29 protein-coding genes are annotated in these 23403 nt (G+C 69.3%); 6 read left to right on the forward strand and 23 right to left on the reverse strand.

The features are described from left to right. The 14 genes from VFM98_RS12025 to VFM98_RS12090 all read right to left on the reverse strand — a co-directional run. Positions 1 to 553, reverse strand: a 553-nt coding sequence (locus VFM98_RS12025; protein WP_325110158.1) for a dioxygenase, incomplete at its 3' end; no start/stop codon positions are given. Positions 554 to 569: 16 nt separating this feature from the next. Then, a complete protein-coding gene (locus VFM98_RS12030) occupies positions 570 to 1631 on the reverse strand; it encodes a maleylacetate reductase (protein ID WP_325110159.1) in 1062 nt (353 codons plus the stop codon). 4 nt (positions 1632 to 1635) lie between these two features. After that, the gene (locus VFM98_RS12035; protein ID WP_325110160.1) at positions 1636 to 1938 is read right to left on the reverse strand and encodes a YciI family protein; all 303 of its coding nucleotides are present in this window, start codon (positions 1936 to 1938) and stop codon (positions 1636 to 1638) included. Beyond that, the gene (locus VFM98_RS12040; RefSeq protein WP_325110161.1) at positions 1931 to 2968 is read right to left on the reverse strand and encodes a branched-chain amino acid ABC transporter permease; all 1038 of its coding nucleotides are present in this window, start codon (positions 2966 to 2968) and stop codon (positions 1931 to 1933) included. The genes VFM98_RS12035 and VFM98_RS12040 overlap by 8 nt, the downstream gene beginning before the upstream one ends. Positions 2969 to 2979: 11 nt before the next feature. After that, complete coding sequence (locus tag VFM98_RS12045) at positions 2980 to 3960, reverse strand: tripartite tricarboxylate transporter substrate binding protein (RefSeq protein WP_325110162.1); 981 nt, start codon at positions 3958 to 3960, stop codon at positions 2980 to 2982. A 34-nt stretch (positions 3961 to 3994) separates the two neighbouring features. Next, positions 3995 to 5584, reverse strand: a complete 1590-nt coding sequence (locus tag VFM98_RS12050; protein WP_325110163.1) for an alkaline phosphatase family protein — start codon at positions 5582 to 5584, stop codon at positions 3995 to 3997. Positions 5585 to 5592: 8 nt separating this feature from the next. After that, positions 5593 to 6465: a branched-chain amino acid ABC transporter permease gene (locus tag VFM98_RS12055; RefSeq protein WP_325110164.1), complete on the reverse strand. Its 873-nt coding sequence runs from the start codon at positions 6463 to 6465 to the stop codon at positions 5593 to 5595. Position 6466: 1 nt separating this feature from the next. Further along, positions 6467 to 7168, reverse strand: coding sequence for an ABC transporter ATP-binding protein (locus tag VFM98_RS12060; protein WP_325110165.1), 702 nt, complete (start codon positions 7166 to 7168; stop codon positions 6467 to 6469). Further along, complete coding sequence (locus tag VFM98_RS12065; protein WP_325110166.1) at positions 7168 to 7887, reverse strand: ABC transporter ATP-binding protein; 720 nt, start codon at positions 7885 to 7887, stop codon at positions 7168 to 7170. The genes VFM98_RS12060 and VFM98_RS12065 overlap by 1 nt, the downstream gene beginning before the upstream one ends. Before the next feature lie 9 nt (positions 7888 to 7896). Then, a complete protein-coding gene (locus tag VFM98_RS12070; protein WP_325110167.1) occupies positions 7897 to 9153 on the reverse strand; it encodes an ABC transporter substrate-binding protein in 1257 nt (418 codons plus the stop codon). Between the two features lie 22 nt (positions 9154 to 9175). Further along, complete coding sequence (locus tag VFM98_RS12075; RefSeq protein WP_325110186.1) at positions 9176 to 10645, reverse strand: aldehyde dehydrogenase family protein; 1470 nt, start codon at positions 10643 to 10645, stop codon at positions 9176 to 9178. A gap of 143 nt (positions 10646 to 10788) precedes the next feature. Further along, positions 10789 to 11796 (reverse strand): hydroxyquinol 1,2-dioxygenase, encoded by a 1008-nt coding sequence (locus VFM98_RS12080; RefSeq protein WP_325110168.1) that lies wholly within the window; start codon positions 11794 to 11796, stop codon positions 10789 to 10791. Between the two features lie 16 nt (positions 11797 to 11812). Next, entirely contained in the window at positions 11813 to 12319 is a 507-nt protein-coding gene (locus tag VFM98_RS12085) for a hydroxyquinol 1,2-dioxygenase (RefSeq protein WP_325110169.1), read from the reverse strand. A gap of 179 nt (positions 12320 to 12498) precedes the next feature. Further along, positions 12499 to 13449, reverse strand: a complete 951-nt coding sequence (locus VFM98_RS12090; protein WP_325110170.1) for a LysR family transcriptional regulator — start codon at positions 13447 to 13449, stop codon at positions 12499 to 12501. Between VFM98_RS12090 and VFM98_RS12095 the strand changes: the two genes are divergently transcribed. After that, a complete protein-coding gene (locus VFM98_RS12095; RefSeq protein WP_325110171.1) occupies positions 13448 to 14734 on the forward strand; it encodes an MFS transporter in 1287 nt (428 codons plus the stop codon). The two genes, VFM98_RS12090 and VFM98_RS12095, sit on opposite strands and share 2 nt — an antisense overlap. Before the next feature lie 6 nt (positions 14735 to 14740). Here VFM98_RS12095 and VFM98_RS12100 read toward each other — a convergent pair whose 3' ends face one another. Beyond that, the gene (locus tag VFM98_RS12100) at positions 14741 to 14938 is read right to left on the reverse strand and encodes a hypothetical protein (RefSeq protein ID WP_325110172.1); all 198 of its coding nucleotides are present in this window, start codon (positions 14936 to 14938) and stop codon (positions 14741 to 14743) included. Between the two features lie 463 nt (positions 14939 to 15401). Here VFM98_RS12100 and VFM98_RS12105 point away from each other — a divergent pair, with 463 nt between their 5' ends. The 4 genes from VFM98_RS12105 to VFM98_RS12120 all read left to right on the forward strand — a co-directional run bounded on the left by VFM98_RS12105 (position 15402) and on the right by VFM98_RS12120 (position 17638). Continuing rightward, on the forward strand, positions 15402 to 15986 hold the full coding sequence (locus VFM98_RS12105) for an NnrU family protein (protein WP_325110173.1): 585 nt from the start codon (positions 15402 to 15404) through the stop codon (positions 15984 to 15986). A gap of 33 nt (positions 15987 to 16019) precedes the next feature. Continuing rightward, positions 16020 to 16415, forward strand: coding sequence for a VOC family protein (locus tag VFM98_RS12110; protein WP_325110174.1), 396 nt, complete (start codon positions 16020 to 16022; stop codon positions 16413 to 16415). A 141-nt stretch (positions 16416 to 16556) separates the two neighbouring features. Then, the gene (locus VFM98_RS12115) at positions 16557 to 17345 is read left to right on the forward strand and encodes an SDR family NAD(P)-dependent oxidoreductase (RefSeq protein WP_325110175.1); all 789 of its coding nucleotides are present in this window, start codon (positions 16557 to 16559) and stop codon (positions 17343 to 17345) included. A gap of 35 nt (positions 17346 to 17380) precedes the next feature. Beyond that, positions 17381 to 17638, forward strand: a complete 258-nt coding sequence (locus VFM98_RS12120; RefSeq protein ID WP_325110176.1) for a hypothetical protein — start codon at positions 17381 to 17383, stop codon at positions 17636 to 17638. Positions 17639 to 17642: 4 nt separating this feature from the next. Here VFM98_RS12120 and VFM98_RS12125 read toward each other — a convergent pair whose 3' ends face one another. From VFM98_RS12125 to minC, 5 genes are all read right to left on the reverse strand, one after another. After that, positions 17643 to 17894: a hypothetical protein gene (locus VFM98_RS12125; RefSeq protein WP_325110177.1), complete on the reverse strand. Its 252-nt coding sequence runs from the start codon at positions 17892 to 17894 to the stop codon at positions 17643 to 17645. 89 nt (positions 17895 to 17983) lie between these two features. After that, positions 17984 to 18469: an SRPBCC domain-containing protein gene (locus VFM98_RS12130; protein WP_325110178.1), complete on the reverse strand. Its 486-nt coding sequence runs from the start codon at positions 18467 to 18469 to the stop codon at positions 17984 to 17986. Positions 18470 to 18531: 62 nt separating this feature from the next. Then, positions 18532 to 18798, reverse strand: coding sequence for a cell division topological specificity factor MinE (gene minE / locus VFM98_RS12135; protein ID WP_325110179.1), 267 nt, complete (start codon positions 18796 to 18798; stop codon positions 18532 to 18534). After that, positions 18795 to 19616, reverse strand: coding sequence for a septum site-determining protein MinD (gene minD, locus VFM98_RS12140; RefSeq protein ID WP_325110180.1), 822 nt, complete (start codon positions 19614 to 19616; stop codon positions 18795 to 18797). The genes minE and minD overlap by 4 nt, the downstream gene beginning before the upstream one ends. 11 nt (positions 19617 to 19627) lie before the next feature. Next, positions 19628 to 20395 (reverse strand): septum site-determining protein MinC, encoded by a 768-nt coding sequence (gene minC / locus VFM98_RS12145; protein ID WP_325110181.1) that lies wholly within the window; start codon positions 20393 to 20395, stop codon positions 19628 to 19630. A 167-nt stretch (positions 20396 to 20562) separates the two neighbouring features. On the opposite strand from minC, the gene VFM98_RS12150 reads away from it, so the two are divergent. Further along, on the forward strand, positions 20563 to 20976 hold the full coding sequence (locus VFM98_RS12150) for a hypothetical protein (RefSeq protein ID WP_325110182.1): 414 nt from the start codon (positions 20563 to 20565) through the stop codon (positions 20974 to 20976). Here the strand turns inward: VFM98_RS12150 and VFM98_RS12155 are convergent. From VFM98_RS12155 to VFM98_RS12165, 3 genes are all read right to left on the reverse strand, one after another. Continuing rightward, positions 20872 to 21492: a UdgX family uracil-DNA binding protein gene (locus VFM98_RS12155; protein WP_325110183.1), complete on the reverse strand. Its 621-nt coding sequence runs from the start codon at positions 21490 to 21492 to the stop codon at positions 20872 to 20874. The two genes, VFM98_RS12150 and VFM98_RS12155, sit on opposite strands and share 105 nt — an antisense overlap. Further along, entirely contained in the window at positions 21485 to 22162 is a 678-nt protein-coding gene (locus VFM98_RS12160) for a DUF4130 domain-containing protein (protein WP_325110184.1), read from the reverse strand. The genes VFM98_RS12155 and VFM98_RS12160 overlap by 8 nt, the downstream gene beginning before the upstream one ends. A gap of 160 nt (positions 22163 to 22322) precedes the next feature. Then, a complete protein-coding gene (locus VFM98_RS12165; protein ID WP_325110185.1) occupies positions 22323 to 23261 on the reverse strand; it encodes a lysylphosphatidylglycerol synthase domain-containing protein in 939 nt (312 codons plus the stop codon). Between the last annotated feature and the right edge of the window lie 142 nt (positions 23262 to 23403).

Here is a 23403-nt window from a genome sequence, read left to right on the forward strand (position 1 = left end):
AGCGGGAGTGGTAGCGGCCCTCGTGGTCCGCGCACAGCACGGCGCGGCCCTGCGCGTCCTGCAGCTCGGGGCGCTGCACGTCGTACATGCCATCGGCATCGGCCTGCCACACGTGGATCTCCGCGCCCGCAACGGGCTCGCCCCCGAGCCCGCGCACCGTTCCGCGCACGGTGCACGGCTCGCCGCTCGCACCCCGGGCCACATCCTCGCCCAGCGCGACTTCGGGGGCGCCTTCGACGTAGAAGGGGCCGAACACGGTGGCTTCCGTGCACCCGGCGGGCTTGCTGTTGTTCATCGCCACGGTGAGCATCGACAGCCCGAGCGTGTCCGACAGCAGGATGAACTCCTGGCGCTTGTCGTCGGTGATGTGGCCCACGCGGGTCAGGAAGTCGATGCCCTGGAACCACTCGTCTTCCGTCAGCCGCACCTCGCGCGCGAACGCGTGCAGGTGGCGCACGAGGCTCTCCAGGATCTCCTTCAGGCGCGGGTCGGGCGTCTCCGCCAGCCGGGCGACCACCGCCTCCGTCACGTTGTGTTCGGTCAGGTTCCTCATCTCTGTTCTGCTTTCTTCAGGGACCGGGGCGCCGGCCCTCGAAGGCATCCTGCAGCAGTGCGCGGATGGCCTCGCGTTCGAGCGGGCGCGGATTGGGATACTGGTTGCGCAGCGCGATGTCGCATGCGGTGTCGAGGTCCTCGGCGCGCAGGCCGATGTCGCGCAGGGCCACCGGTGCTCCGTTGGCACAGGCCAGGTCGTACACGCCTTGTGCGGCATCGCCGGTGCCGAGTGCGCGGGCGATGCGCTGCATGGCTTGGGGCGCCGCGGATGCGTTGTAGGCGAGCGCATGCGGCAGCACGATGGTGTGCGTCTCCGCGTGCGGCAGGTTGAAGCTGCCGCCCAGCGTGTGGCAGAGCTTGTGGTGCAGCGCCATGCCGACGTTGCCCAGCACCGTTCCGCAGAGCCATGCCCCGTAGAGCGCCTGCGCGCGCGCCTCGCCGTCGCGCGGCCGGGCGCGGATCGTGCCCAGGCTGGCGGCGATCGCGCGGATGCCCTCTTCCGCCATCAGGTCCATCACGGGATTGCCATCCTTCGCATAGAGGCCTTCCGCGGCGTGCGCAATGGCGTTGAGCGCGCTGGTCACGCTGATGCCCACGGGCAGGCCCAGGGTCAGCTCGGGGTCGTAGATCACGGTCCGCGGCAGCACGCGCGCGTCGCGGCCCGTCTTCTTCAGGCCTGCCTCGGTGATGCCGTAGATCGGCGTCATCTCGCTGCCCGCATAAGTGGTGGGCACCGCGACGATGGGCAAGCCCGATTCGAGCGCGATCGCCTTGCCCAGGCCGATGGTCGAACCGCCGCCGATGGCGACCGCGCAATCGGCTTCCAGCCGCGCCGCCGCTTCGCGGGCCTGGCGTGCCGTTTCGATCGGCACGTGCATCACGGCCCGGTCGAAGACGCCGGCGGCACGTGCGCCGAGCAGCTGCGCCACCTCCTCGGCCGACGTGCGCTGCTCCGGTGTGGAGAGCACGAGCGCGCGGCGCGCGCCGAGCCGCTCGATCTCCCCGGCCAGTTGGCCGAGGGTGCCCGCGCCGAACACGACGCGTGCGGGCTGGGCCACATAAGTGAAGCTCTTCATGGTTTCAGCGCCCGAGCGACCAGGCCCAGCGGCGCACCTGCAGTTGATGGAAAAGTCCGTGACGCACGTACGGGTCGGCCGCCACGAACGCCTCGACGGCTTGCCGGTTCGCCGCTTCGACGATCAACAGGGTGCCGTCCATGTCGCCTTCGCAGTCCAGGGTGGGTCCGCCGTGCAGCACGGTGACGGCGTGGCCCGGGTGCTCGCGCAGCCACTCGCGGTGGCGCGGACGCAGTTCCTGCCGCAGTTCCTGCTTGCCCTCGGCATCGGTGCCCAACACCACGAAGTACTGCGTCGCCTCAGCCACGCGGCTCTCCCGGCAGCACCAGCTTGCGCTGGGTCGGCAGCAGGCTCCAGCCCCAGCGCGTCTGCGCGTAGCCCCACAAGCCCTGCTTGAAGAAGATCGTGACGACGATCGCCAGCACGCCGAGGAGCAGCAGGTACCAGGTGCCCCAGTCGCTGAAGAACTTGTTGAGCGCCCAGAAGATCAGTGCGCCCACGATCGGGCCTTCGATGCGGCCGATGCCGCCGATCACCACCATGAAGATGGCGAAGGCCGTCCAGTTGACGCTGAAGGCCGCGTCAGGGCTGATGCGCAGGTTGCCCACGAAGTACAGCGCGCCCGCGAGGCCGGCGCCGAACGCGGAGACGGCATACACCGCCAGCTTCATGCGGCGCACCGGAATGCCCTGGGATTCGGCCGCCACCTCGTTGTCGCGGATCGCCAGCAGCGCCAGGCCCTGCTTGCTGCGCAGGAACAGGTACACGCCCGCGATGCATCCGACCACGCAGGCCAGCGCCATCCAGAAGGTGACGCTTTCGCGCGTGGCCTTCTCGATGCCGCGCAGCGCGGTCAGCGTGGTGCCCGAGCCCCCGCCCACCGCCGGGATGTTGGCGATCGAGAGCCGGAACACTTCGGAGATGACCCAGGTACCGATCGCGAAGTAGCCGCCCTGCAGCCGGAACGCGACGTACGACACCGGCAGCGCCACCAGCGCGGCCGCCGCCGCGCCGATCGGCACCGCGACGAAGGGATTGAAGCCGGCGAAGTTGCCCAGCGCCAGCATCACGTAGCCGCCCAGGCCGAAGAAGGCCTGCTGCCCGATGCTGACCATGCCGCCGTAGCCGGCCAGCAGGTTCCACATCATCGCGAACACGAAGTAGCAGGCGACCTCGACGAACTCGCGCATCCAGCTCGACTCGCCCCAGAAGGGCAACGTCGCCGCGAAGGCGACCAGCAGGATGCCGGCCGCGAGGCTGATGCGGCTCGCGCGCGTGTCGATCAGCACGCGCGGCGCGGCGCTGCCCGTCGCGACGGGGCCCTCGGAAGTGATCACCGCCTCCATTTTCAATCCAGGCGCAGGTTGATCAGGCCCGCCACCTCGCCCCAGCGGCCGTTCTCCGCACGAAGGCGCGCGGCAGCCTGCGCCGGCGTGTTGGCCACCGGTTCGAGGTCCAGCGTGGCGAGGCGCTCACGCACTTCGGCTCCTGACAGCGCGCGAGCAACCTCGGTCTGCAGGCGGTTGACGGCGGCAGCGGGTGTGCCGCGCGGCATCGCCATCATCTCCGTGAAGCCGGCTTCGTAGCCCGGCACGCCGGACTCCGCGATCGTCGGCACGTTCGGCTGGCTGCGCAGGCGCTGCGCGCCGGAGACGGCCAGCGCCACCAGCTTGCCTTCCTTCACGAACGGCCCGACGGTCGGCGAGGCGAGGAAGCCACAGGGGATCACGCCGCCCAGCACGTCCTGCATTGCCGGCGCTGGGCCCTTGTACGCGATGTGCTGCATCTGCACCTTGGCCTTGGCGCTGAGGAGTTCCATGGCCATGTGCCCCGGCACGCCCGGCCCGCCGGAGGCGTAGTCGAGGGACTTCGCGCGCGCGGCGGCCAGCAGTTCCTGCACGCTCCTGACCCCGGCCTTCGGGTGGCACACCAGTTCCTGGCTGAACGCGGCCATCTGCGTCACCGGCACGAAGTCGCTGGCCGGATTGAAGGCCAGCTTGCGGTACACGTGCGGATTGATGGTGAACATCGTGTCGGGGCCGACGAGCACGGTGTGGCCGTCGGTCGCACGCAAGACCTCCTGCATGCCGATGTTGCCGCCGGCGCCCGGCTTGTTGTCCACCACGACGGGCTGGCCGAGTGCCTTCTGCAGCGTCGGCTGGATCAGCCGGGCGATGATGTCGCCCGGCGCCCCGGGCGGGAAGGCCACCACGATGCGCACGGGCCGCGTGGGCCAGGCCTGGTCGGCGAGCGCGGGGGCGGCCGCGCCGCACAGGACGGCGCCCAGCAACGCGAGCGCGGAGGCGGGCCGGAAGGAACGGGGGGTCATGGGTGTCTCCTCTGGGGGTGTCGGGCCGGCGCGCTCACCACGCGCCGATCAGGATTCCTGCCTTGCGCTCGCGCGCGTTCCAGCTCTCGATGGCGGAGGGGGCAATGGTGGTGGCGCGCTTGCGCGCGCGCAGCCAATCGAACAGGCGCGCCAGCATCTCCTCGCGCACGGCGGCGTACGCGGGGTCGCGGCCGAGATCGCACAGTTCCTGCGGATCCTGTTCGAGGTCGAACAGCTGCGGAGGCAGGTCCTCGAAGTGGACGAACTTCCAGCGCCGCGTGCGCAGCATGGTCATGTGGCACCGCTCGACCGGTTGGCCCAGGGGCAGGCGCACCTCGTCGCGGAAGGCGTAGCTGTTTTCGCACACGACCATGTCCTTGCCGTGGGCGCCCGGCTGCCCGTGCAGCAGCGGCACCATCGATTCGCCTTCCAGCCATTGCGGCGCCGGCGGCAGGCCGAGCGCGTCCAGGAAGGTCGGTGCAAGGTCGATGCATTCAACCAGCGCATCGCTGGTGCTGCCGCGCGTGGCGTCGGCCTCTTCACGCGGGTCCACCACGATCAGCGGCACGCGCACGATCGGGTCGTGGAACATTTCCTTCTCGCCCAGCCAGTGGTCGCCGAGGTAGTCGCCGTGGTCGCTCGTGAACACCAAGAGCGTGTCGCGATCGAGCCCCTGGTCGCGCATGAAGGCGAACAGGCGGCCAAGTTCGTCGTCGACCTGCCGCACCAGGCCCATGTAGGTCGGGATGACCGTCGCGCGCACTTCGTCGCGGCTGAAACTGCGGCTGGCGGTATCGCGCTGGAACCCCTGCATCACCGGATGGCTGGCGCTGCGCTCCTCCTCGCTGCGCACGGCCGGCAGCACGTCGCCGGGGCCGTACAACGCGTGGTAGGGCGCCGGTGCGACGTAGGGCCAGTGCGGCTTGATGTACGAAAGGTGCAGCAGCCAGGGCCGGTCGCCCGCCTCGCGCATGAAGTCGATCGCGCGGTCGGTGGTGTAGGGCGTTTCGCTGTGGCTGGCTTCGATCGCGGCGGGCTCGCGGGCCCAGCGCATCTCCCAGCCGCTCAGGATCTCGCCGTCCGGGCCGCGGCCGGAGTTGGCGAAATCGTGCCAGGGGTTGTCCGACACGTAGCCGCGCGCGCGCAGCCAGTCGCAATAGGCATTGCCGCTGACCTTGAAGCCGGGCGGCCAGATGCCGTCGTCGCGTGCGTAGGGCTCGAAGCCGCCTTCCATGGCGAGCCGGCCTTCGCCGTGGCTGGGATCGAGACCGAGCCGGCGCGCGCCTTCCACATCCGGCTCGACGTGCGTCTTGCCCACCAGCGCGCAACGCACGCCATGCGGCCGCAGGTGGTCGCCCAGCGTCTTCTGGCCCACCGACAAGGGCACGAAGTTCCAGATCGCACCGTGGCTCGCCACGTAGCGGCCGGTGTAGGTGGACATGCGCGAGGCCCCGCAGACGGATCCTTGCACATAGGCACTGGTGAAGCGGACGCCGCGCGCCGCCAGCGCGTCGATGTTCGGCGTGCGCAGGCGCGGGTGGCCGTAGCAGGAGAGATAGTCCGCCCGGAGCTGGTCGCACATGATGAACAGCACGTTGCGGACGGCGCGGGAATCCTGGCGCATGGCGGGCCTCAGCGGGTCTTCGGGAACAGTCCCTGCGGCCGCAGCACCAGCACGGCCAGGAACACGAGATGGCCGAACCAGATACCCCAGCCGGGGTCGAGGCGGAAGCCGATCTGCTGCGCCAGGCCCAGCAACATGCCGCCGGCCAGCGTGCCCCAGAAGGAGCCCATGCCCCCGATGATCACGGCCTCGAATGCGAACAGCAGCAGCAGCGGCCCGTCGGCCGGCGACACCGTGGTGCGCATCGCCTGCAGCACGCCGGCCACGGCGACCAGCACGAAGGCGATGCCGGTGGCCAGCGCATACACCTTGCCGGCATGCAGCCCCATCAGCTCCGCGATCTCGCGGTCGTCGGACACGGCGCGGAAGGACCGGCCCAGCGCGGTCGATGCGAACAGCCATTGCAGGCCTGCGGTGGCTGCGACGGCCAGCACCAGGATCACCAGCGGCAGTGCGCCGACCGCCAGCGTCTCGCCGAGCGCGACGCTCTGGGTGTTGAAGCCGCCGGTCTCGATCGAACGCGGGTCCGCCGAGAACAGCTCCAGCAGCAGGTTCTGGATCACGATCGACAGGCCGAAGGTCACGACCAGCGAAGGCAGCGGGTCCTTGCCCAGCGTGCCGTTCAGGACGTACCGTTGCAGCCCCCAGCCGAAGGCGAAGGCCACCGGCAGCAGTGCGATGCCCACCGCCAGCGTGGCCGCACCCGAGGTGCCGAACAGCATCAGGCCGGCGATGCCGCCGAAAGCGGCGAGGATGATGAAATCGCCATGGGCCGTGTTCGTCAGGCGCATCACACCGAACATCAACGACTGCCCCAGGGCGACGAGGGTGTACAGGCCACCCAGCAGGGCGGCCTGCAGCAGCAGTTCAACGAAGCTCACGTCAGACTCCGAAATAGGCGCGCGAGATCTGCTCGCGCGTGACGCGCACCGACTCGCCCTGCAGCGACACGCGTCCTTCCTGGAAGCAATAGAGTCGCTGGGACATGCGCTGCGCCGTGTGCACGTCCTGCTCGACCAGCACCACCGCCATGCCTTCGGCGGTGATCCGGGGCAGCGCGCGGTAGATCTCCTGGATGACGATCGGCGCCAGGCCCAGGGACAGTTCGTCGCACAGCAGCACCTCGGGATTGCTCATGAGCGCGCGGCCGATGGCCACCATCTGCTGCTGCCCGCCGGAGAGGGCGGTGCCCGGGTTGCGCCGCTTCTCCAGCAGGATGGGAAACAGCTCGTACAGGCGCCTCAGGTTCCACGGCCCGGGGCGGCCGGCGGTGGCTCCCATCAGGAGGTTCTCTTCCACCGAGAGGCTGGGAAACAGGCGCCGCCCTTCGGGCACCAGGCCGAGGCCGCGGCGGACGATCTCGCCAGGCGGCAGCCCGCCGATCGCCTCGCCCTTGAACCGCACGGCGTCGCGCGGCACCTTCACCAGCCCCGTGAGCGATTTCAGGAACGAGGACTTGCCGGCGCCGTTGGCGCCGATGATCGCGACGACCTCGCCGGCCTGCAGCTCGAAGTCGATGCCGAACAGCGCCTGGGCGTCACCGTAGAAGGCCTGCAGGCCATGCGTGGAAAGCAGTGCGGCCATCACGCCTCCATTCCCATGTAGACCCGCTGGACCTCGGGGTCGTTCATCACGGCCTGCGGCTCGCCTTCCGCGAGCTTGCGGCCGAAGTCGATCACGAACAGGCGGTCGGCCAGCGACAGCAGCGCGTGCACGACGTGCTCGATCCAGAGGATGGTGACGCCACGCGCCTTGATCCGGCGCAGCTCCGCCACCAGCATTTGGGCCTCGTGCTCCGTCAGGCCGCCCGCGATCTCGTCCAGCAGGAGCAGGCGCGGCCGCGTCGCCAGGGCCCGCGCCAGTTCGAGCCGCTTGCGGTTCAGCAGCGTGAGCCCGCCGGCGGGCTTGTTGGCATGCGGCAGCAGCCCGGTCTGCTCCAGCACCTCCTGCGCGGTGCGCCAGGCCTCGCGCTCGGCCTGGCGGCCGCCGAAGCAGGCGGCCGTGACGAGGTTCTCGAACACCGTCATCGCGCCGAAGGGCTGCGGCACCTGGTAGCTGCGGCCGATGCCGGCGCGGCAGCGCTGGTGCGGCGCGAGCGCGGTGACGTCGCGCCCTTCGTACTCCACGCGGCCCGCGTCCACCCGCACGTCGCCGGAAATGAGGTTGAACAGCGTCGACTTTCCCGCGCCGTTGGGCCCCAGCACGCCCAGCGTCTCGCCTTCGGCCACGGACAGGCTGATGCCGTCCGTGACCTTCACGGCGCCGTAGGACTTGCTGACGGAATGCAGGGCAAGCAAGGGCACCGGCCTACCTCACATGGACTTCAGCTGGCCCGCCGCCGGGATCTGCTTGAAGGCCTCGTTGTTCACGATCACCAGCTCGTACTTGTTCTTGCCCGTGCCCTTGACCCACTGGCCCAGCACCAGCGGCGTCTTGCTCACGTTCTTGAACGGGCCCTGGCCGCCCCACTTCACCGGGCCGACCACCGTCTGCAGGTTGGTGCCCGCGATCGCGTCACGGACGTCGTTCGGCTTGACCGACTTGCTGCGCGCGAGCGAATTGGCGGCCACTTCGAACAGGGCGTGGGCAAAGCCGATCGGCTGCGTCCACTGCTTCTTCGTGCCGGCTTCATAGGCCTCGGCGAGCTGCCTGGCGCTCTGCTTCGTCAGCGACGACGTGAAGGGGTGGGAAGGACTCCACCACACTTCGGTCGTGAGGCCGTTGCCCAGGTCGCCCAGCGCCTCGATCGCGCCCGGGAAGAGCAGCGCCTTGCCGAGCGTGACGACCTTGGGCTTGAAGCCCTGCTGCCTGGCCTGGGTCAGGAAGGTCTTGGCATCGGGCGGGATCACCACGCCGGTCACGATCTCCACGCCGTCGGCCTTGAACTTCGCGATCTGCGCGCTGAAGTCCTGCGTGCCGTTCTGGAAGCGGCCGGGGTCGGTCAGCGAGAACCCCATCTGCGCGAGCGGCTTCGGGAAGCCCAGTTCCTTGTCGCCCCAGGCGTTGCCGTCGCCGTCATTCGGAAACAGGCCGCCGACCTTCTTGTTGGTGGCAACGCTCTTCCAGCCGTTCGTGTAGTTGGCGATGACGTCTTCCAACCCCCAGAACACGTGGTAGGTCCAGTTGAAGCCCGTGGCCGGGTCGCCCTTGCGGCCGAAGAACCAGGGCTGCCAGGGCACCACGCTCGAAACGCAGGGGACCTCGTTGAGTTCGCAGGCGTCGCTCACCGGGTTCGCCGTTTCCGGCGTTCCGGCCGTGAGGATCAGCGCCACCTTGTCCTTCAGGATCAGGTCGTTGGCGACTTCGCCGGCGCGGTTCGGGTTGGACTGGCTGTCCTTCAGCACGACCTGCACGTCGTACTTCTTGCCGCCGACGGTCACGCCATTGCGGAAGGCGCTCTTCATCTGCTCGATGACCCACTTGTCCGCTTCGCCGAAGGGGGCGAGCGGGCCGGTCTGGGGCGACACGTAGCCGATCTTCAGCACGTCGGCGGCGAAGCTGGCCGGCGCGGTGCCCGCCAGGGCGAGGGCGGCCAGGGCGCCCGTGGCATGTCTGCGCGTGAATTGCATGTTGTCTCCTCTCAGCGAAAAATCAGGAACGGCGGTAGTGCGGCTGGATCTGGGCGTCCACGTTGACCCAGACGCTCTTCACCTGCGTGTACTCGCGCATCGCGTCGAAGCCCATCTCGCGGCCGTAGCCGGAGAGGCCCACGCCGCCGAAGGGCGAGCCCGGGTTGACGCGCTTGTAGCTGTTGATCCAGACCATCCCCGCGCGCAGTTCGCGCGCGAAGCGGTGGGCGCGCGGCAGGTTGGCGGTCCAGAGGCCGCTCCCCAGGCCGTATTCGGTGCCGTTGGCGATTTCCAGCGCTTCGGCCTCGTCCTTGAAGGTGAGCACCGTCACGAAGGGGCCGAACACTTCCTCCTGCGCGATGCGATCGCGCCAGGTCTTCGCCCGCATGACGGTGGGTTCGACGTAGCAGCCGCGCGCCAGCTCCTCCGCGGTCGGCGCGCAGCCACCGGAGAGCACCTCGCCGCCCTGCTCGCGGCCGATCTCGACATACGAGAGCACGCGCTGCTGGTGCTGCGCGCTGGTCAGTGGCCCCATCTCGGTGGCCTCGTCCATGGGATTGCCGAGGCGGATGGAACGGGCCAGCGGCAGGAACTGGTCCAGGAAGGCGTCGGCGATCTTCTCGTGCAGCATCAGGCGCGAACCGGCGATGCAGGCCTGGCCCTGGTTGTGGAAGATGGCGAAGGCGGCGCCATTGACGGCGGCCGCGAGGTTGGCGTCGTCGAACACGATGTTCGCGCCCTTGCCACCGAGCTCCAGCTGCACCTTCTTCAGGTTGCCGGCGGAGGCGGCGACGACGCGTCGGCCGGTGGCGGTGCTGCCCGTGAAGGCGATCTTGGCGATCCCCGGATGCTCGGCGATGTACTGGCCGGCGACGGAGCCCAGGCCGGGCAGCACGTTGACCACACCCGCTGGAATCCCGGCCTGCGCCATCAGTTCGGCGATCTTCAGCGTCGACAGCGGCGTGATCTCTGCCGGCTTGATCACGATGCAGTTGCCGGCCGCCAGCGCGGGCGCCATCTTCCACGCCGTGAACATCAGCGGGAAATTCCACGGCACGACCTGGCCGACCACGCCCACCGGCTCGCGCAGCGTGTAGTTCAGGAACCCCGCCTCGACCGGGATCGTCTCACCCTGGAACTTGTCCGCCATGCCGCCGAAGTAACGGTAGCAGCCGGCGGTGCGCGGCACGTCGAGGTTGCGCGAGTCGCGCAGCGGGTGGCCCGTGTCCAGGCTCTCCAGGCGCGCCAGCTCCTCGGTGTTCTGCTCGATCAGGTCGGCCAGTTTCAGCAGGATGCGGCCGCGCTCGGCGGCCGGCATGCGGCTCCAGGCCGGGAAGGCCTTCTGCGCCGCGGCCACGGCGCGATCGACGTCCTCGCGGCCCGCCATGGCGACTTCGGCGATCACGCTGTTGTCGTGCGGGTTGAGCGTGGGCAGGGTCTCGCCCGAGAGGGCATCGGTGAATTCGCCGTTGATGAACAGCTGGCGGCGAATGGTCGTGGTCATGGTTTTCTCCGGGCAAGCGCACCCCGCCATCCCCGCCGGTGCGGGGATCCAGGGCGTCTGGGGTTCACGCGCGGTGCGCGTGCTCTGGTGCCCCGCTCGCGCGGGGGTGGCGCAGGATCAGCCGTCGGTCGTCAGAACTTCACCGGCACTTCCGGCGCTTCGCCCTTCTGGATCTCGTAGACCAGGTTGGGCGACCCGTTCTCCCACACCAGCAGCATCGAGCGCTTGGGGCTGTAGCCCTGGTGCCGGCAGTAGGCGGGCATGGCGGCCATGTCGCCCGCCTTCATGATCACGCGCGCCAGCGGCTTGCCGGTGTTCTTGTCCGAGCAATCCCAGTGGATCTCGTCGCACATCTGGAAGAACCACTCCACGCGGTCGTTGCCGTGGATGATCGGCAGGATGTGCTCCTCGGTCGTCGGGCACATGTAGCTGTACTTCACCACGCTGGTGAAGGACGGATTCCACGTGACCTGGCTGCGCGAGAGGAAGGCGAACAGGTTGAAGGCGTGCACCTCGTTCTCGAACCCCGGCTCGGGATGCAGCTCCGGCTGGTCCTGCGGCACGTCGGCGAAGGCGCGGTTGACCGGGGCGCCGCGTTCGTCCGTGCGCAGCGGCAGGTCGCCCTTCAGGCCGACGCAGCGCGTGGCCAGCTCGCGGGCGCGGGTGATCTTCGCGGTGTTGTTGCCGCGCTTGCGGCCGTAGGGCGTGCCGGTTTCCTGCGGCGCGGCGAAGGGGTCGAAGCCTTCGTTGGTCCAGTCGTCGAGCATCTGCTCGAAGGTGGCGCGGATCTGGTCGGTGGGGAAGTTCTCCAGCAGGTCGACGCCGGCGTCCTTCATGGTGCCGTTGTAGCTGCCGGCATAGAGGTCGACCGACTTGTAGTGGTTGACGGTGCCGACCACGTTGTCGAAGTTCACCCAGCCGTAGAAGAAGCCCCAGGCCACGTCGCGCATGAGCGCCCGCAGGTAGTTGCCGACGTCCATCGTGTGCGACAGCGGACGGCCGTCGCGCGTGGTCCAGCGGATGTGGGCGAAGTATTCGTCCCGGGCGAAGGTGAAGCTGCCGAGGGTGAAGGTCTTGTAGCCGAGGGTGGGGTCCGGCTGCGTGGCGATGACCTTGGCGAGTTCGGTGGGCGCGTTCATGTTCGGGTCTCCTCGTTCACTTCGTCTGGCAGATTTCGGCCCACTTCTCGACCGACAGCTGGCCCTTGCAGGTCTGCAGCACCAGCACGCCGGGCTTGGCCGAGCGGAACTGGTAGGCGGTGTTCTTCGGCAGCATGGCCTGGTGGCCGCGCCGGAGCTTGATCCAGCCCATCTTCGCGCCCTGCGGCTGGCCTTCCACCAGCACGGCGCCGTTGTGGTCGGCGTCGGGCACGTGCTGCGAGGCTTCCAGCTTGATCAGGTGGACCTCGACCTCGCCGTCCATGCACAGCGCGAACTCGTCGTGCGCGCAGGTGAACCAGGGCGATTCGCCCTCGGCGCGCGCGACCTCGAGCACGTAGATCTGGTTCTGCCCGAAGACCACCCGCTCATAGGGCTTGCTCTTGTTGGCGATATCGAAACAGTTCGAGAAGGCGTAGTTGCGGACGTCGTCGGTAATGGGTTCGACGCGACCCTTCTCGTAGCTGGAAAGCGACCCGAAGCGGGTCTGGTAGGCCACGGCCATGTTCGTCTCCTGTCGTTGCTGCAGGCGAGGCTGCGATGGAGCGCAACTTTAGGAGCCGCGGCGGCAGGCCGCTAGGTGGCAGAGGGTGTCTGGATTGTTCGGGCGTCTCGAACAATACTGCGGGTTTACCCTTGATGGCTGTGCATCGAGCGACGGAGACTGCCGCCGCCTGGCGCGCGTCAATACGCTTCGTACAGCTCGGCCGGCAGCATGCCGCGCTCGATCAGCGCCGCATCCCACGGCGGCACGCGGGCAAAGGCGCTGGTGATGTGCTCGAGGAACAGCTTCATCTTGAGGGCGTCGCGCGAGCTGACCGCGTACACCGCGCTGAGCCAGAACGAGGACAGCTCGTACCCGGGCAGCACCACCTGCAGCCGGCCCTGGCGCAGGTCCTCGGCGGCCACCAGCGTCGGTACGCAGACGATGCCGGCATGCTCCAGCGCGTACTCGCGCAGCAGGTGCACGCTGTTCGTGAGCAGCGCCGCGGAAAGGTACACGGTGAGCTCGCTGCCCTCGCGTCGGAAAGTCCAGCGGTCGCGCGTGGGGTAGCCGGAATAGAGGCCCAGCGGATGGTGGTGCAGGTCGCGCGGATCCTTCGGCACCTCGTGCCGCGCCAGGTACTGCGGCGTGGCACAGAACACGCGCCGCACCGCGAACAGCGGGCGCGAGATCAGCTCGGTCGAGGCAGCGGGAAAGATCTGCAGCGCGCAGTCGACACCCGCCTTGACCGGATCCACCACCGCATCGCTCACGATGAGCTCGAGGTGGATGTCGGGATAGGTGTCCTGGAATTCCCGCAGCAGGGAGCCGAAATGACCGATGACGAAGCCGGTCAGCGCGTGCACGCGCAGGGTGCCGGCCGGCTTGCCGCGCACGTTGCGCATCTGGTCCACCACGTCGTTGGCGCGGCTCACCAGCTGGGTGCAATCGCGCAGGAAGGCCTGGCCCAGTTCGGACAGGCGCACGACGCGCGTGCTGCGGTGGAACAGCGGCGCACCGAGGTAATCCTCGAGCTGCTTGATGCGCGTGGTCACGACCGACTTCGCGACCCGCAACTGCTGCGCCGCCTCGCCGAAGCTCTGGGTCTGCGCCACGCGGACGAAGGTCTCGAGGTTCTGAAGGCGGTCCATGCGCGAACTATATCGGCCGACCTGCGGTGCCACCAGCGATGGCCGTGCCGCAGCTCCGCAGGCGCTATGCTCGCTGCCCATGACGGTGCCCTCGCAGTCCTCCGCCCCGTCGGGCGCTTCCCTCTGGTCCGTCTTCCTTCCCCTGCTGCCCTTCATGCTGGCCGTGTTCGACGGCTTCCTGGCCATGGGCATGGCGCTGCCGGTGCTGCCAAGGCAGGTGCACGACGCGCTGGGCCAGGGCACGGTGATGGTCGGCGTGGTGATGGGCGTGCAGTCCGCGTCCTCGCTGTTCGGGCGGATGTGGGCCGGCGGGCTGGCGGATGCGCGCGGGCCGCGCCGGGTCGCGCTCGCCGGCCTGCTCGCCACCTGCGGCATCGGCGTGCTCTATCTCGCCTCGGTGCCGTTCGCGGCGACCGCACCTTCGCTCTCGCTGGCAATGGTGATGGCGGGCCGGCTGCTCACGGGCCTCGCCGAGAGCTTCCTGATCACGGGCACCATGGCGTGGGCGCTGGCGCGCGTGGGGCCGATGCACGCCGGCAAGGTGTTCGGCTGGATCGGCGTCGCGCTGTTCGGCGGGCTCGCGGCGGGAGCGCCGCTCGGCACGGCGCTGAACGCGCAGTCCGGCTTCGCCGGCGTGGGCTGCGCGGTGCTCGTCGCCGGCGCGGTGGGGCTCGCGGGTGCGAGCTTCATCGTGGGCGTGCCGGGCAGCCCGCATGCGCGATTGCCCTTCCTCGCGGTGCTCAACGCGCTGAAGTTGCCGGGCCTCGGGCTCACGCTGTGCTGCGTGGGCTACGCGATGATCAACACCTTCGCGGTGCTGCTGTTCGTGCAGCGCGGCTGGGACGGCGGGGCCCTTGCGCTCACCAGCATGGGCGTGGGCTTCATCGCGGCGCGGCTGCTGGTGGGCCACCTGCCGGACCTGGTGGGCGGCGCGCGGGTGGCGCTGTACTGCGTGCTGGCCGAGGCGATCGGCCTGGCGCTGATCTGGGCCGCGCCGCTGCCGGCGCTCGCCTGGCTCGGCGCCGCGCTGACCGGCGGCGGCTACGGCATCGGCTTCCAGGGCTTCGGCGTCGAGGCCGTGAAGCGCTCCCCGCCGCAAAGCCGCGGCGCGGCGATGGGCGCGTACGTGATGTTCCAGGACGTGACGATGGGGCTGGCGCCGCCGATCAACGGCGTGCTGGCCCGCACGGCCGGCCTCGAGGCCGTGTTCCTGGGCGGCGCAGCGGGCGCGCTCGGCGCCGCCGCTGTGGCCTTGCTGATCCTGCGCCAGGCGCGCAGGGCCTGAGTCCGCCTACTTCGCGGCCTCGGCCGCCGCGGCCTTCGCCGCCGGCTGGCCGTCGTGCGCGGGCGGCACCACCTTCGTGACCACGATCACGGCGGCGAACACGGCCGCCACGGCCAGCGCGATCCAGCGCATGCCGAGCCCGCGCGGCTCCGGCGGCACGAAGCCGCGCGTGCGGTCTTCCTGGTCCTCGACGAAGTCGTTCATGGCTGCGCTCCCCCTCCTCCCTGCGGGTCTTCCGTCCCTTTGCGCGGATTATGGGCGGCGGCTGCATGCCGGACGCAAGCGCGCCGCCTTGCCGCGTCGCCGGAACGCCACAAATCGACGCTGCCGGAAATTTTTTTTCGGCCTGAAAAGCCTGTGGAGCGTTCCGGCACAACCTCAGCGTTATCCACACCGCGGGGCGGATCCGGCGGGTTGTCCAAGATCCGGAGACAGCACGGAAGCACGGGTGCCCACAGTCCTGTACCGCGCGCAGGTGCCTGTCGGCAAAAGGGAAAAAGAGGCTTGTCCACAGCGCGGCGGCGTCCTTAGCTACTACGACTACCCTTGAACAATCCCTTCAATACCAAGCCCGGGCAACCGCGTGTCCGCCTGGCCGGCAAGGGGGCTTGAGTCCCGGCGTGCCTGGCGTAAAGTCCGCCGCTTCACGAACGGACGGAGCGAATCGATGCTGACGCTGGTGGCGGGGCTGGTGCTGTTTCTCGGCGCCCATTCCGTGCGCGTGTTCGCCGAAGGCTGGCGGGCGTCGATGATCGCCAGCGTCGGCGAGAAGCCGTTCAAGGGCGTGTACTCGCTGGTCTCGATCGCGGGCTTCGTGCTGGTGGTGGTGGGCTACGGGCTGGCGCGCCAGAGCCCGGTGGTGATGTGGAGCCAGCCGCCGGTGGCGATGCGCCACGTCGCCGCGCTGCTGACGCTGGTGGCGTTCGTGCTGCTGCCGGCCGCCTACGTGCCGCGCAACCAGATCCGGGCGAAGCTGCACCACCCGATGATCCTCGGCGTGCTGGTCTGGGCGATCGCGCACCTGCTGGCCAACAACACGCTCGCGGACCTGGTGCTGTTCGGATCCTTCCTCGCCTGGGCCGTGCTGGACTACATGGCCGCGCGCAAGCGCGATCGCGAGCAGGCCCTCGTGTACCGGCCCGGCACGGCGACCGGCACCGCCCTCACGGTGGTGGTCGGCGTGGTGGTGTGGGCGGTATTCGCGTTCTGGCTGCACCGGGTGCTGATCGGCGTGAGCCCGCTGGGGGTGTAGCGGCGCATAATCCGCTCGATCCAGAGACCCGCCATGCAGCACCAACCCGCCCTCTCCCACGTCTCCATCGGCACCAACGACTTCCCGCGCGCCAAGGCCTTCTACGACGCGGTGCTCGCCACGTTGCAGATCGAGTGCGTCGCCGACACCGAGGACGGCTCGGGCTACGGGCGCCGCTTCCCGGAGTTCTGGGTCGGCTTCCCGCACGACGGCGCCGAGGCCGCCCCGGGCAACGGCGTGCACGTGTGCTTCAACGCGAATTCGGTGGCAGAGGTGCAGGCCTTCCACGCCAAGGCGCTCGAACTCGGCGCGCAGGACGAAGGCAAGCCGGGGCTGCGCCGCGAGTACGCCGACAACTATTACGCGGCGTTCGTGCGCGACCTGGACGGCAACAAGATCGAGGCGGTGTTCTTCCTGAAGGAAGAGTGAGCCTCGGGGCGGCGCAAGCGCCCGAACCCCAGCAATCAAGGCCTGCGACGGCGGACTGAGACCACGCCCGCCCCCGCAGCCGTCCGACACTGCGGCCGAGGAGGGCTTTACAGAATCGCTTCATCCACGGAGGAACACGTCATGGATGAAGCAAAGGCGCCGCGGCCGCTGGCCGTGGTCACGGGGGCGTCGTCGGGAATCGGCTACCACCTGGCGCGCTGCGCCGCGGAGCACGGCTTCGACCTGGTGATCGCGGCGGACATGCCGCTGGCCGACGCCGCCCGCGAATTCGAAGCGCTGGGCGCGCAAGTGCAGGCGGTCCAGTGCGACCTGGCCAGCACCGAAGGCGTGCTGCACCTGATCCAGGCGATCGGCGAGCGCGAGGTCGAAGCGCTGATGGCCAACGCCGGCCACGGGCTCGGCGGCTCGTTCCTGGCGCAGGACTTCGACGAAGTGCTGCACGTGATCAACACCAACATCGTGGGCACCGTGCACCTGATCCAGCACGTGGCCCGCGGCATGGTCGCGCGGGCGCGCGGCCGCATCCTGATCACCGGCTCGGTGGCCGGCTTCATGCCCGGCAGCTTCCAGGCGGTCTACAACGGCACCAAGGCCTTCATCGATTCCTTCGCGCTCGCACTGCGCAACGAGCTGAAGGGAACCGAAGTCACCATCAGCTGCCTGATGCCGGGCCCCACGGATACCGAGTTCTTCGAGCGCGCCGACATGCTGGACACGCGTGTCGGCCAGGGCCGCAAGGCCGATCCCGCCCGCGTTGCGCGGGTCGGCTTCGAGGCCATGCTCAAGGGCGAAGCCGACGTCGTTGCCGGCCTGAAGAACAAGCTGGAAGTGGCGATCAGCAAGGTGATGCCGGCGCAGGCAGTGGCGCAGATGCACCGCCGGCTCGCCGAGCCCAAGGGCCAGACGTAAGCGATTCCATCGAAGCTCAGGAAAGGAGTTCAGCCATGACCCACAAGTACCACCCGTCCTCGCAGGACAAGCAGGTCGGCCGCAGCGGCAAGCTGGAGAACGACACCAACAAGCTGGGGCAGGAGAAGGCGACCCAGAGCAACGAGGGCCGCCGCACCGCGAGCAGCCGGCACGACCGCGAGGACCACATCGGCAACAACCAGGTGAAGGTGCGGCGCGGATCGACCCAGGGCTCGTCGACCCACCAGCCGCCGATGCGCTCGGCGCGCGGGCAGACCAAGAAGGGGATGTGAGGCGCTAATCGTCGGCGGGCCGGGGTGCGCTGCCCCGGGCCACGGCGCCCTGCAGCTCGCCGAACTCGAAGCACTGGCACAGCCCGAGCTGGCAGCCTTGCGGGTGCCAGCGGCCGTCGGCCAGCTTGACGAAGAACTGCTGCCCGGCGAGCAGGGAGCGCAGCACCGGATCGAACCTTGCCAGCGTCTCGCGCGCGAGCCGCGCGGCGACGATGGTGCCGGTGCTGAAGGAGTCGGTGAGCGTGGCGGTGGGCATGATGAGGTACTCCTCATCATGATCAACGGGCGGGAAGGACAGCAGTTGACAGGGCGGGCCCGCCCGCCGCTACGGGAGGACCAAAGTGCTCAGAGATGCACGCCGATGCGGCGCGGGAACAGCTCGCGTTCCAGCAGGGCGAGCATGTTGGTCCACTCGCGGCGCGTGCTGTCCTGGATGGCGAAGGCGTGGCGGGTGTCGCCGAGTTCGTGCTTCACCACGACCTCGGAAGTCTGCGGCGTGGTGGCCAGCACGTCCACCGTGACGCGGGTGCTCTCGTCCGGGAAGGACAGCACGCTGACGTCGAACACGAGCCGGGACGGCCGCGTGATCTCCACGTAGCGGCCGCTGTGGACCACGTTGAAGACGCTCTCGTCGCCCTCGGCGGCGTTGCGCCGCTCGATCACGGTGAAGGCGCCGCCGACCTCGGCCTGCAGCTCGCACTGCATGACCGTGCCGGCCCGGCTGCGGAACAGGAAACGGGAAGCCTGCCAGGGCGTGAGCCACGCATCGAACACCCTTTCTGCAGGGGCGCAATAGCGATGGGTGGCGCTGACGACGACCTTACTGCTCATCCGTGCTTTATCTCTTGACAGGCTATTCCCTGTCAAGCCTGTCAATCATGACAGGGCACCGCTCAACGTGTAATTTCTGGCAGTTCTATTTTCACTTCGAGCACTTCGAGGTTGTCCTGGCGCTCGACGTTCACCTTCAGGTGCGTCGGATCGATCTTCACGTACTTTCCGATCACGGCCACCAGGTCGCGCTGCAGCGCCGGCAGGTAGTCGGGCGCGCCGCCCGGGCTGCGGCCGCTGCGCTCGTGTGCCAGGATGATCTGCAGCCGCTCCTTGGCGACGCTGGCCGTCCTCTTCTTCTCCCCGAGCAGCAGGGACAGCAGGCTCATGCCTTCCTCCCGCCGAACAGGCGCTTGAGGAAGCCGGCCTTTTCCGGATCGACGAAGCGCATGGGACGGTCTTCGCCCATGAAGCGCGCCACGACGTCGAGGTAGGCCTCGCTCACGTCCGTGCCCTTCAGGTGCACGGCGGGCGTGCCCTGGTTGGAGGCCTGCAGCACCGCGTCGCTTTCCGGGATCACGCCGATCAGCGGGATGCGCAGGATGTCCTGGATGTCCTCCAGCGACAGCATGTGGCCGGCGTCGACCCGGTTCGGGTTGTAGCGGGTGATCAGCAGGTGTTCCTTGACCGGCTCCTTGCCTTCGATGGCGCGGCGGGTCTTGCTGGCCAGCATGCCGAGGATGCGGTCGGAGTCGCGCACCGAGGAGACCTCGGGGTTGGTCACCACCAGGGCCTCGTCGGCGAAGTGCATGGCCATCAGCGCGCCGGTCTCGATGCCGGCGGGCGAATCGCACACGATGTACTCGAAACCCATGCCGGCCAGGTCGTGCAGCACCTTCTCGACGCCTTCGCGCGTGAGGGCCTCCTTGTCGCGCGTCTGGCTGGCGGCCAGCACCGACAGGTTCTCGTTGTGCTTGTCCTTGATCAGGGCCTGGTTGAGGGTGGCCTCGCCGTGGATCACGTTGACGAAGTCGTAGACCACGCGGCGCTCGCAGCCCATGATCAGGTCCAGGTTGCGCAGGCCGACGTCGAAGTCGATGACGGCGGTCTTGTGCCCGCGCAAGGCGAGGCCGCTGGCGAAGCTGGCGCTGGTGGTGGTCTTGCCGACCCCGCCCTTGCCGGAAGTGACGACGATGATCTTTGCCATTCAGGGGTCCTCTACGGGTTCAGCGGCTGCATGACCAGCTTCTCGCCCTGCAGGCGGATCTGGGCCGGCTTGCCGCGCAGTGTGTCGGGCAGCGGATGTTCGCTGGTGCGGTACACGCCGGCGATGGAGACCAGCTCGGGCTCCAGGCACAGCGTCAGGATGCGCGCCTGCGCATCGCCGCGTGCGCCGGCAATGGCCTTGCCGCGCAGCGGTGCATAGACATGGATGTGGCCGTCGGCGATGACCTCGGCCCCCGCGTTCACCATCGCCAGCACGACGACGTCGCGCCCGCGGGCGTAGACCTGCTGGCCGGAGCGCAGCGGCTTGTCGATGACGAGGGCGCAGGTGGGTTGGGGCGGCGGCACCGGCATCGGCATCGGCGGCGGCGCGGCCTGGACTTCCTCCCTCCCCCTCTGGGGGAGGGCCGGAGTGGGGGCGCTCTCGCTGCGCATGATCAGCTCGCTGCCGCTGGCCAGCCCCGCCTGCAGCGCCGCCTCCATCTGCCCCTGCGTGCCGCCCTTCACCGCCACCGGCATCATGCGGTACTGCTTCAGCAGGGCCACGAGGCGCGCGAAGTCCACCTCGGACTCGCCCAGCGGCCCCAGGTCGATCACCATCGGATCGTGGTCGAAGAATTCCGGGATGTCGCCGAATCTTCCCTGCAGTTCCTGCTGCAGCAGTTGCAGGTCGGAAGACTTCAGCAGCAGCGCGACGAGGGGGAGGTTCGCGCTCTTGATCTCGAACGTGGCAGGCGTGCGGCCTGCGAGTGCAACAGTCATTCGATGGGGCGGTGAAAGCGCGCGCAGTTTAGCAGTGACGTGTAACGCTTCTGTTCCGTCCCGACGAGCGTGCAGGGCTCTTCCTACATGCGATGTTGCAGGTGGCGGGTGCGGGCCCGCGCAGAGGCGCCGCACACTGGCCCCATCCGCTCTCGGAAGGAGCCGCCATGCATTACCGCCATCACCCCTCCCACTGGCTGGCCGTGGCCCTGGTGCTGCTGTTCGCCCTGATGGTCTTCGAGGCCCACGGCCAGCCGCCCAACCACGAGCTGAGCGCGAATGCGGGCGCCGTGTTCCAGGGCCGCCCCGCGATGGCGGGTGCGCAGGCGGGGCTCGGTGCGCTGGCCGGACCGCCCCAGGGCGGCATCGGCCTGCAGGGCTCCGACGGCGCCGGCCGCAACCTGCGCGCGCCCTGGGTGATCGAGCAGCAGACCAATCCGTTGCCGGAGGTAGCCTGCGCCGATCTTCCGCGTGCCTCAGCCGCGGAAGAACCGCTGTGCCTGCCGCAGGTCGTCGACGAACGCTTCGAACGCCGGCTCGCGCTGCTCGGGATCACCGCGGAGCAGCGCGGAAGGATGTAGGGTCACCAGCACTTCGAGGCCATCGGGCCGCGGCAGCCACTGCCCGCGGTTGGCCAGCACCGGCACGGCCCGCCCCAGAAGCGAGCGGGCTGCGCTCGCGCCCAGCGCCACCAGCGCGGCCGGCTTGACCAGCGCGATCTCGTCTTCCAGCCAGTGATGGCAGGCGGCGATTTCGCGCTGCGTGGGGCTCTTGTGGATGCGGCGCTTGCCGCGCAGCTCGAACTTGAAGTGCTTCACCGCGTTGGAGACGAAGGTCTGCTCGCGGGGCAGGCCGGCGGCCTCGAGGGCGCGCGCCAGCAGCTTGCCCGCGGGGCCCACGAAGGGATGGCCCTGCAGGTCCTCCTGGTCGCCGGGCTGCTCGCCCACCAGCATCAGCCTGGCCTTGAGCCGGCCCTCGCCGATCACCGACTGGGTGGCGATCTCGCCGATCGGGCACTCGCGGCACGCCATGGTGGCGGCCTTGAGCAGGTCGAGCGAGCGGATCTGCGGATCCGGCGGCGGCGCGCGGTCAGGCATGCGCGGGCCGGTCGTACGGTGCGAACACGCGCTCGTAGCAGGCCAGCCATTGCGCCGCGGGGGCTTCGCCGGCGGGCAGCTCGGACACTGGCACGCCGGGGCCGAACAGCAGCCGGCCCTCTTCGCAGCGCACGCTGCGCTCGGGGGTGAAGAGCACCCAGCGCGGCGCCGCGATGCGCTTGCAAAGCCACGGCGACGCGGCCTCGACGACGTGGTGGGCGGGCTCGTACGCGCCCACCTCCAGCGCCTGGCCCTGCTCGTCGCCGATCGCGTGCAGGCGCAGGTTGGCCTTCATCTTGTGGATGTCGCGCCGCACGGCATGGGCCATGTGCTGGGCCTGCAGCACGTCGGCATCGACGGGATCGTTGCGCAGCTGCGGCTCGTGCACCAGCCGCCACAGCAGCCGGTACAGCAGCGAAAAGCGCTCCGGGTCGCGGTGCAGCACCACGAATTCGCACAGGCGGGTGAAGGACGCCGGCACGATCGCGGTGGCGGCGCGGGCCACGTTGCGCGGCCGGCTCGCCTGCGGCAGCTGCGGATCGGTGAACGGGTCCGCCGGCGGCTGCGGCAGCCACTCCACCTGCTCCGGCGGGACCTGTTGGGCCAGCAGTTGGCGCACTTCGGAGCGGAACCCCGCGAGGTCGGTGGGCCCTTCCAGCTTCACTTGCATGTCGGAACCCGCCTGCATGGACTAACCGCCGCCGTCATTCCCGCGCAGGCGGGGGCGCGCCTGGGTCCCCGCCTGCGCGGGGACGACGGGACTCTTGACGTGCATCGGGGTCATTGTGGGCACGCCGCCTGCGCCCGTGTCTTCAAGGTATGCAATTGCTTCATGCATGAACCTCCCGTTTGCGAGTGCGCATTTCCGTGTGCAGGTACAGCAGGGCGCCCGCCATCAGCGGTGCCAGGTAGAACAAGGCCCGGTAGGCCAGCAGGGCGCCCAGCAGCTGGTGCTCGGGGACGCGGTGCGACAGCAGGGCAATGAACACGGCCTCCGTCACGCCCAGGCCGGCCGGGATGTGCAGCAGCACGCCGGCGATGGCGGCGATCAGCAGCACCGCGAGCGCGGTCGGATAGTCCACCTGGCCCTGCAGCAGCATCCAGGGCACGGCCGCCATCGTCATCCAGTGCGTGCAGGAGATGCCCAGCTGCGCGAAGGCCATCCGCAGCGTCGGAAGGTCGATGTCGTGGCCGCGGACCGTCCAGCAGCGCACGCGCGAGAAGCCGCACAGGCCCAGGTACACCACGGCCACGGCCAGCAGGGCCACGCCCACCAGCCGGAGTTCCTCGCTGTCGAGGCTCCATCGCGGCGGCAGCGCCAGCGGCGCGATGGTGAACACCAGGCCGGCCAGCAGGATGTAGCCGATCCAGTTGGTGATCATCGACAGGGTGATGATCCGGGTGATGTTGCCGTAGCGCAGCCCCAGGCGCGAGTAGAGCCGGTAGCGCAGGCCGATGCCGCCCACCAGCGAACCGAGGTTGAGGTTGAAGGCGTAGCAGATGAAGCTCACCAGCATCACCTTGCGCTTGGGAATGCGGTGGCCCGTGTAGTGGCGGCCGACCAGGTCCATCAGGCTGTAGACCAGGTGGCTCACCGCGGCGAGGCCGAAGGCGTGCAGCAGCACGCCGCGCGGCAGTTCGAGCACGCTGGTGCGCACCTGGCCCCAGTCGACGGTGCGGGCGTAGCGCACCAGCAGGAAGGCGAGTACCGAAATGAAGACCACGCCGACCGCGCGCTTGACCCACGGCCAGGACCAGTGGTGCCGCATCAGGCCTTCTCCTTCAGGCCGATGAAGCCCGCCGGGGCCAGCGGCTTGCCGCGGTCCGGCACCGCGGGCAGCAGGCGCGGCACGTGGCGCGGCAGCCAGGAGGCCGAGCGCGGATAGCGCCGCGCCAGGTGGTAGGCGAGGA

This window comes from Ramlibacter sp., from assembly GCF_035706265.1.
Lineage (GTDB): Bacteria > Pseudomonadota > Gammaproteobacteria > Burkholderiales > Burkholderiaceae_C > Ramlibacter.